This window comes from Peptoniphilus sp. (genome assembly GCF_034090345.1).
GTDB lineage: Bacteria > Bacillota > Clostridia > Tissierellales > Peptoniphilaceae > Peptoniphilus.
On the sequence record NZ_JAXDSS010000057.1, the window covers coordinates 1 to 8,787 of the forward strand.

At 30.3% G+C, this 8,787-nt stretch carries 7 protein-coding genes and 1 tRNA gene; 1 reads left to right on the forward strand and 7 read right to left on the reverse strand.

Annotation, left to right across the window (positions count from 1 at the left end):
* Nucleotides 1-828 (forward strand): DNA polymerase IV (locus SOR77_RS04800; RefSeq protein WP_320636040.1); only part of this gene is annotated, 828 nt, incomplete at its 5' end.
* 736 nt (nucleotides 829-1,564) lie between these two features.
* Here SOR77_RS04800 and SOR77_RS04805 read toward each other — a convergent pair.
* The 7 genes from SOR77_RS04805 to SOR77_RS04835 all read right to left on the reverse strand — a co-directional run bounded on the left by SOR77_RS04805 (nucleotide 1,565) and on the right by SOR77_RS04835 (nucleotide 8,630).
* Nucleotides 1,565-1,735 carry a hypothetical protein gene (locus SOR77_RS04805; RefSeq protein WP_320636041.1) on the reverse strand — a complete coding sequence of 57 codons (171 nt, stop codon included), beginning with the start codon at nucleotides 1,733-1,735 and terminating at the stop codon, nucleotides 1,565-1,567.
* A 92-nt stretch (nucleotides 1,736-1,827) separates the two neighbouring features.
* Entirely contained in the window at nucleotides 1,828-3,180 is a 1,353-nt protein-coding gene (locus SOR77_RS04810; protein WP_320636042.1) for a hypothetical protein, read from the reverse strand.
* A gap of 14 nt (nucleotides 3,181-3,194) precedes the next feature.
* Entirely contained in the window at nucleotides 3,195-4,496 is a 1,302-nt protein-coding gene (locus SOR77_RS04815) for an acetyl-CoA hydrolase/transferase family protein (RefSeq protein ID WP_320636043.1), read from the reverse strand.
* Nucleotides 4,497-4,507: 11 nt separating this feature from the next.
* A complete protein-coding gene (locus tag SOR77_RS04820) occupies nucleotides 4,508-4,801 on the reverse strand; it encodes a NifU family protein (protein ID WP_004822684.1) in 294 nt (97 codons plus the stop codon).
* 11 nt (nucleotides 4,802-4,812) lie between these two features.
* Nucleotides 4,813-6,273, reverse strand: coding sequence for a 4-hydroxyphenylacetate 3-hydroxylase family protein (locus SOR77_RS04825; protein WP_320636044.1), 1,461 nt, complete (start codon nucleotides 6,271-6,273; stop codon nucleotides 4,813-4,815).
* A gap of 263 nt (nucleotides 6,274-6,536) precedes the next feature.
* A complete protein-coding gene (locus tag SOR77_RS04830) occupies nucleotides 6,537-7,964 on the reverse strand; it encodes a sigma-54 interaction domain-containing protein (RefSeq protein WP_320636045.1) in 1,428 nt (475 codons plus the stop codon).
* A gap of 582 nt (nucleotides 7,965-8,546) precedes the next feature.
* Nucleotides 8,547-8,630: transfer RNA gene (locus tag SOR77_RS04835), tRNA-Leu, on the reverse strand.
* Between the last annotated feature and the right edge of the window lie 157 nt (nucleotides 8,631-8,787).

Genomic DNA, 8,787 nt, shown 5'->3' on the forward strand with positions numbered 1-8,787 from the left:
GGAAGAAGACATAGATATTTAGAAAAATCAAAAGAAGTTTTTGACATACTACACAACTACACCGACACTTTAGAAAAAGTTTCCATAGATGAAGCGTACTTAGACCTATCAAATTCTCTTAACTCAGTAGAAGTTGCAAAACAAATAAAAAATGAAGTTAAAGACAGAACCGGTCTGACAGTTAGTTGTGGAATTTCATACAACAAATTTTTAGCCAAACTCGCTAGCGACTGGAATAAACCTGACGGATTAAAAGTTATTTCCAAAAATGATGTCCCCGATATTTTACTCCCACTCGATATAAAAAAAGTGCACGGTTTAGGAAGAAAATCCCAAGAAAAGCTTAGAAACATAGGAATAAATACAGTTGAAGATATGTTTCAACTCGATTTAGAATTTTTAGAAAAAATATTTGGAAAAATGGGTTATGAAATCCATCAAAGAATTCGTGGAATAGACAATAGAGCTGTAAATTCACAACGCAGTAGAAAAAGTTTAGGTGTCGAAAGAACTTTCCCCGACACACGTGATAAGTATATTTTACTAAATAAACTTATACAGTATTCGGCAGAACTTTCTAAAGATCTAAACTCCAAAAATTTAGGATTTCAAACTTTAACTCTAAAACTTAAAACCTTTGATTTTAAAATAAATACTCATTCCAAAACTTACTCACATGTCATAAATGATAAACAAGAAATTGAAAATCTTGCCTTAGAACTTTTCAACACTCATTACAAAGGCGAAAAACTTAGGCTTATGGGAATATCTGCTTCAAACCTTCAACCACTAAGCGCACTGCAATTTAACTTTCTTCATAATTGGTAATTTTGACTAATATGAAAATTTAATGTCTCATAATCAAATTTAAAAAGTAATATATGTAACATTACTATTGTAAAAATAAAATCTATGTTTCAGATAGCTTTGACAATAAAATATAAAACTGAAAGTTCTACAAATAAAAACTCAAGCACATTATTGAAATACTATTTTACGAAATCTACATTGTCTAAAATTTTAGCAAAATTTTGAGGATAAATGCAAAAAAATATCGTATGTAAACTCTTGAAAAAATAATTGGACTGAACTATTGGCGTATTCCAAATATTCAGAAATAATAAGACAGCTAATATCCACATCCCCCGAAAAAAATTTAATAGATAGCTAATAAAAGTAACAAAAAAACAATATTTTCAAATCACTATACCAGCCAAAAACTTGTATATAGCAAAACTAGAAAATTGACAAATAGAACAAAATTATGAATCAGATACTATCGCAACTAACAATATTTTTTGAAATCAGAATCTAAATTTTGATTTCATCGTAATAAAAAATTTAAAGAGTTTTCATCAAATAAAGGCTCCCCTTTGTCTGAAAACCAATCCTTGACAAAAACTCCCAAATTTTAAAAAAATAATTAAACAAAAAGATAGATTTCAACAGTCTGATTGTCTACCTTTAATTTTATAACTAATCTTAATTTCTAATGAAATGCATACCCTAAATAATAAATAGATAATGGTTAATATGTTACAACTCAAAGTTCGTGTAAATACTATTAGCTTTTCATGCATCTTAATATTTTCTCCAATGCATTTTTATCACTGTCTATATATATGATTTTTTCTTCACACTCATCATATACTTGAGCACACTTTATATGACAACCACAAATTATTATTACATAATCCCAATCTTTTTCATCAATGTAGTATCCAAAATAATACATAGGTAATTTCTCTTTTATTTGTTTATAGAGTTCTCTTCGGTCATACTTTGACTGACAACCTCCACAAAATTTTATTCCTATTCTCATTTTTGTTAGTTATTTTCTAATTTTTTGGCTAATTCTCTTTCTTCTTTATCTGCAAGAATTAGATTTAATAGTACACCTATACACAAGCCCCAAGCTGCACCTTTAGCGGCTATAACTGCTCCCATTACACCTGCAATACCTTTATCTAGTTCTGAGTTTGTCATATTTATCGCCAATCTTACACAGACAAACCCTTGTACTAACAATGTCATACTGAGTGCCGCTGGAAGAATTGGTTGTACAAAAGTAACTATTGGAGTTACCATAACTGCTATAAAGGTAAACCATCTAAATGTTCCCACCCCTGAAAATATACTTTCCATTTTTTCCGGTCCGTCTTTATATCTCTCTGCCACAGATGCTGTAACTGCGGCCCACAAAGGTCCTGCTAATGTTGGATATGCACAGATTAAAGATTCTATTAAGTTTCTTATACCGCTTATTATATTTGACCTGTTTGCATCAAATACTATCTTTTCATCTTGTCTTTTTTCGTCTGCTTCTGCTAACAATGCACCTGAAGTTACAAAGTCACCAAAAGCTATTATATAAACCACTATTGCCATAGGCAATGCTGCTAAAAATACTTCCTTAGTTGGCCAACCTATTGCAAAAGGACTCACTGTTTGTATTATCCCTGCAAAGTCAGGTATTTTTATAAGTGGGAACCATTTTACCGGTGGTATAGGATATTCTCCTGCCAACGGACCTACTATAACTGCCAATAGAACTGCCGGCAACATACCTAATCCTCCTATAAATCCAAATATTCCCTTGTTATTTTTTAATTTTTTAAATCTTTTCGAGAATAATAAATAGTATGCAAGTATTGAACATAAAGCTATTGTTATTGGAGTTGAATCAAATCTTTTTCCTGGACTAAACTCACCTATTACTGATGCAAATCCAGCTCCCATTAATATCCCCGCTTTTATTGAACTTGGAACTATGCCTAATAATTTTCCTGCAACACCTGTAAACCCCATAACTATAAATATTATCGCTATTATTAATTGCAATGCAATCAGCGCCTGTATTCTTTCAGGTCCCATCGGGAATGTACTCAAAAATGCTATCGTCAAAGGTATGGATGGTGTTATCCACCCAGGAACTACCGGATCTCCCCATGTTGCATGTAATGTATATAAGAATCCATTTATTATTACCATTCCCCAAGCTAGCTCAAATGGTATGCCTAATACGTCAGTTATTACTGGAACTGCTCCTAGACAAGTAGCACTCATGAGCAATGCTTGGAATAGTTCTGACAGTTCTATCCTATAATGCAATATTGGCAGTCTATATGTGAACATCCCAAGTCTAATCCCAGGTTGCTCCATTCCGTATTCTCTCTTCATAATATCTACCCCTACTAAATTTTTAGTTCATCATTAAATTTCATATTATGAGCTTTTATAAGTTCATCTCTAAAATCTGGATGTGCTATTCTTATAAGAGCCTCTGATCTCTGTCTCAATGTCTTACCTTTCAATTCTGCTATTCCATATTCTGTAACTATATAATCTACATCATTTCTTGATGTTGTAACTGCTGCTCCTTCATCTAAGCACGCTACTATTTTTGATGTTTTACCTTTTACCGTGCTAGGCATAGCTATAATAGATCTACCATTTTTAGCCATTGAAGCTCCTCTTATAAAATCAACCTGACCTCCAACTCCACTTATTTGATTTTTCCCAATTGATTCTGATGCTACTTGTCCCATCAAATCAACTTGTACGCATGAATTTATAGAAACTAAATTATCTTCTTGCATTATTATGCAAGGATTGTTTACATAATCTACCGGCATCATCTGTACCATTGGATTGTCGTTTACAAAATCATATAATTCTCTCGTCCCCATTAAGAATGTTGCAACCATTTTCCCTTTGTATAAATTTTTACATTTGTTTGTTATGACTCCTTTTTTTACTAAGTCTATAACACCATCTGCAAACATCTCTGAATGGATCCCTAAATCTTTTTTATCATCTAAAAAGCTTAAAACTGCATCCGGTATTGCCCCTATTCCTAATTGAAGAGTATCTCCGTCTTCTATTAGAGTTGAACAATATTTACCAATTTTCATTTCTACATCTCCTATATTTGGTCTAGGCAATGTATATATAGGTTCATCATATTCAACTATATAATCTATATCAGAAATGTGAATGAAACTTTCTCCCATAGTTCTTGGCATATATTTATTTACTTGAGCTATAACAATTTTTGCATTTTCACATGCCGATTTTGTATAATCAACCGATATACCTAAACTCACATACCCAAAATCGTCCGGTTTAGATACCTGCACCAATACTACATCTATAGGCATTTTAGTTCTAAATAATTTAGGTATTTCAAAAAAGAATGATGGTGTAAAATCCGCTCTGCCTTCATGAACTGCTTTTTTAGTATTTGAGCCTAGAAAAAAACCATTGTGCTTAAAGTGTTTTTCCATACCTTCATCACAATATTTTGCAGATCCCATAGGTACCATGTGTACTATCTCAACATTTTCTAGATTTTTATAATTTTCAACCAAGTTATCTATTAAATATTTAGGTTCTCCACATGCATGTTCAAAAACTACTCTATTTCCTGATTTAATATTTTCTATCGCAGTATGTACATCTACTAACTTTGATTTATATTCCTCTAACCAGTTCAAAATATCTCTCCTCACTCATGTCTAAGAAATGTTTTTGCATATTCCCACATTTTATCACTTATATCTGTATACAATCTTACGTCAATAATTTCCCCTTTAAATTCTTCTACCACTTTACTTTTTACAATTTCTTCAGTAGTTATTTGTGCTGATGGACAATAGCTACAATTGCCGGCTAAGGCAATTGTAACTACTCCATCTTCTATAGATTTAATATTTATTTTCCCACCATGAGAAGAAATTATAGGTTCAACTTTACTCTTTATAAAGTCTTCTACTCTTATATTCAAATCTTTATCTGACATTTTTCTCCTAATTATTTATCTTTTGAAACATCGACGTGTGCAATTCTTCTTGCCATTTCTTTTTTAGCTTCAAGATTTCCTTGTCTTGCTATCATTATTCTTTGAGCTTGTGGAGAACCTGCTCCGTGCATTGATTCTGTTCTATATCCAACTGCGGCTGTTCCTAAAGTTATATTTTCAATAAGTCTTAACACTCTCATTCTATTTTCTGTTGATGTCCCAACCTTACCATTTAAAAATTTTTCAACCCAAGGTCCTGTAAACTCACCCTTTAAATCTTTTTCAGAAGGCATTGTTACCATCAATCCTCCCGCTATATCTTCAGCTAGTCTTGCTATTTCATAAGGGAATCTTGTTACATTTTGCTTACATACGTTTGCAAGTAATAAATCAATTAAATATGCTCCTGAATCAGTTTTACTTCCTTCCGCTGAGCAAGCCAGTGAACAAGCCCACATAGTTTCGTTCAAATGTTGCATTTCTATAATTTTATCCTTAATATGGCTGGCCTTAGGAACTCCATTATAATCTGCTGCTAATGCTGCTGCTCCAATAAGTACATCTCCAACGCCTGTTTTACATGCATAAGATTGTCTATGATATCCTGCAAATCTCTCAACTAACATTCCTGCATATTTCCATTCTCCACACATAAATATTCTTTCATTTGGAACAAATACGTCATCAAATATTACTAGAGCTTCTTGTCCTCCATAAGTATTATTTCCAAGATCAATATCAGCTGCTTCTTCTAGTTTTCTTGTATCACATGATTGACGACCATAAATCATAAATACGCCTTTTGCATCAGTTTGGATGGCAAAACTTACAGCATAATCTTTATCATCTTCACCCATTGCTATTGTAGGCATAATTAAATGTTCATGAGAATTTATAGAGCCGGTTTGATGAGCTTTTGCTCCTCTTACTATAATTCCATCTTCTCTAACCTCTTTAATGTGGACATACATATCAGGGTCTTTTTGTTTTGAAGGCGCTAATCCTCTATCTCCCTTAGGATCTGTCATTGCTCCATCAACCGTCCAGTCATTCTTTTGACATTCAAGTAAGTACTTTTTAAATCTTTCGTGATAATTAGTCCCGTTTTCTCTATCAATTTCATATGTTGTTGAATAAATTGAATTAAAAGCATCCATTCCTACACATCTTTGGAAACAACTTGCTGTTTTTTGTCCAAGAAGTCTTTGCATTTTAATCTTCTTAACTAAATCTTCTCTACTTTGATGTATATGACAAAATCTATTTATTTTTTCTCCTGTTAAATGACTGGTTGCAGTCATTAAATCCTCGTACTCAGGATCATGTGCCAAATCATAAGTCATCGCAACAGAATTTATAGACGGCCTTATAATCGGATTATCTACCGGATTTTCAACCCTTTCTCCAAACATATACACCTTAATATCCAACTTTCTTAAACTTTCGATATACTCTTTTCCTGTCATTAACATAATAATTCTCCTCTCATTATTATCTTATTGCTTACTATATCTTACACTAATATATATAGCAAAATTCATGCCAACTTTATATTTTAAGAAAGCTCTATAATTAGGTCTTTTTGAAGTGGTTATAATTTAATTATTTTTAAATTATTTCAATTATGAAACTACAAATGTACTTTCATTTAACATCACTGTAATTAACTACTATCTTTGTTGAAAAATATAAATTGCAAATTTGATATTAATTCCAAATTTGCAATTCATATTTCTCATATTTTTAATTTTTTAATTCTTCTACAAAGTTTTGATTCTGTTATCCCTAAAATCTTTGATGCTTCTTTTTGTGAATTAGTATAATCTATAACTTCTTTGATTATCTTTTTCTCATATGAATCTAACATTTCGTCAAGATTACTTCCACTTTCAAAAATATTTTTCCTTTGTACAATTTTATTACAATTTACCATATCTTCCGGTAAATCCCATTCTTCTATACAGTTATCTCTACTTAAAATTACAACTCTCTCTACTATATTTTTTAACTCTCTAACGTTTCCATACCAATTATTTTTATAAAATATTCTAAGTACTTTATCTGAAAAATACTTTTTAGTTTTATTTATTTTATTATTTTCTCTTAAAAAATGTAGTGCTAAAGGAATTATATCTTCTCTTCTCTCTCTTAAAGGTGGTATATGTATCGGAATTACATTTATCCTATAATATAAATCTTGTCTAAAAGACTTTTCACTTACCATTTTTTCTAAATCTCTGTTTGTTGCGCTTATTATTCTCACATCTATTGGAATATCCTTATCTGCTCCTATTTTTCTTATTTTTTTATTTTGTATTACTTTTAGTAATTTTGCTTGAAGTTCTAACGGTAATTCACCTATCTCATCTAAAAATACTGTGCCATTATTTGCAATTTCAAATATTCCTTTTTTACCTTTTTTCAATGCACCTGTAAAAGCTCCCGACTCATACCCAAATAACTCTGATTCTATTAAATTTGCTGGAATTGCAGAACAATTTATTTCAACAAAAGGCCCATCTTTTCTGCTCCCAATTTCATATATATATTTTGCTATAACATCTTTTCCAACTCCAGTTTCACCTGTAATTAATACAGATACATCATAATTCGCCACTTTTTTAGCTTTATTTAGAATCATTTTCATTATATGTGAATTATATATAACCTTACTTTCCTGATCTATTAAATATTTAAGCATTAATATATTTTGTTCACTTTCATCCAACTTATCCTTTAATTCATTTATTTCAGTAACATCTCTTACTGTAGTCACAACTATAGATATTTCAGAATTTTTAGAAAAAATTGGCGTACTTGTAATTACGACTTGATTTTTATTATTTAGAATCTGATTAATAGTTACTTCTTCTAAATTCTCAATAACTTTTAAAGTCCCGGATGTATTTATAAGTCCTTCCTCTATCACTTGTTCCATTTTTTTGCCTATAAATAAATTCCTACTTGTTCCACTTATTCTTTCATATGCCTTGTTTACGAAAATTGTAAGTCCCTTCCCATCTGTTATATAAACTCCATCACTAAGTTTATCCAATATCTCTCTTAGCAGCATTAAATTATTGAGATCTTTATTTTTATCAAAAATTTCTTCAAAGATCTTATCTATATTATTGTCTGATGATTCTATAAATTTTTTTCTCAATTAGATTCTCCTTTACAATTAGTTATAAATTTATAACCACAGTCCTTATTTATCTAAATTTTAAATTTCAAATCTATCATTAAGCTTTATTAAATTTTAATTATTTCATCTAAACACATTTTAGATAAATCTTTTTCTTAATGTACACTATTTTTAGAACTTATTAAAATTTTTATTAAGCCATCTTTGCCAATACTAATAATTATAAAGAAAGTAAATTTCAACATATATGTCTCATTTTTATAACAATTATTTATCCTTTAAAATAATTACTTTAAAAGATTAGAATATTTTGCTCAAACCAAATATTCTAAATTTAATTTTTAAATAACTTTTTATTCTAAAAAACAGCTATTCATTGTTTAATGCATCTATCTTATTTATATCATTTAATTTAAAATATTTCTATCTCAATATTAAATTTAATTTCTCCCTTGTTAATATGAAACAACTAATTTATATACTTTTTTCAATTATACTTAATTACCCTCTTTACTGCCTTTGAGTAAAGAGGGTAATTCCTATCAATCTATATTATTTAAATTTGAGCAAAAAAATAACTCACTAACTAGTGAGTTAAAATGGTGCGGGAAAGAGGACTTGAACCCCCACTCCATTGGAACTAGATCCTAAGTCTAGCGCGTCTGCCAATTCCGCCATTCCCGCATGAGTTATGTCTTAACAACAAAAATAATTATACCTAAAATTTACACTTAGGTCAAGTGTTTTAAAAAATATTTTCAAATTTAAATAAAAAATAACTCACTAACTAGTGAGTTAAAATGGTGCGGGAAAGAGGACTTGAACCCCCACTCCATTGGAA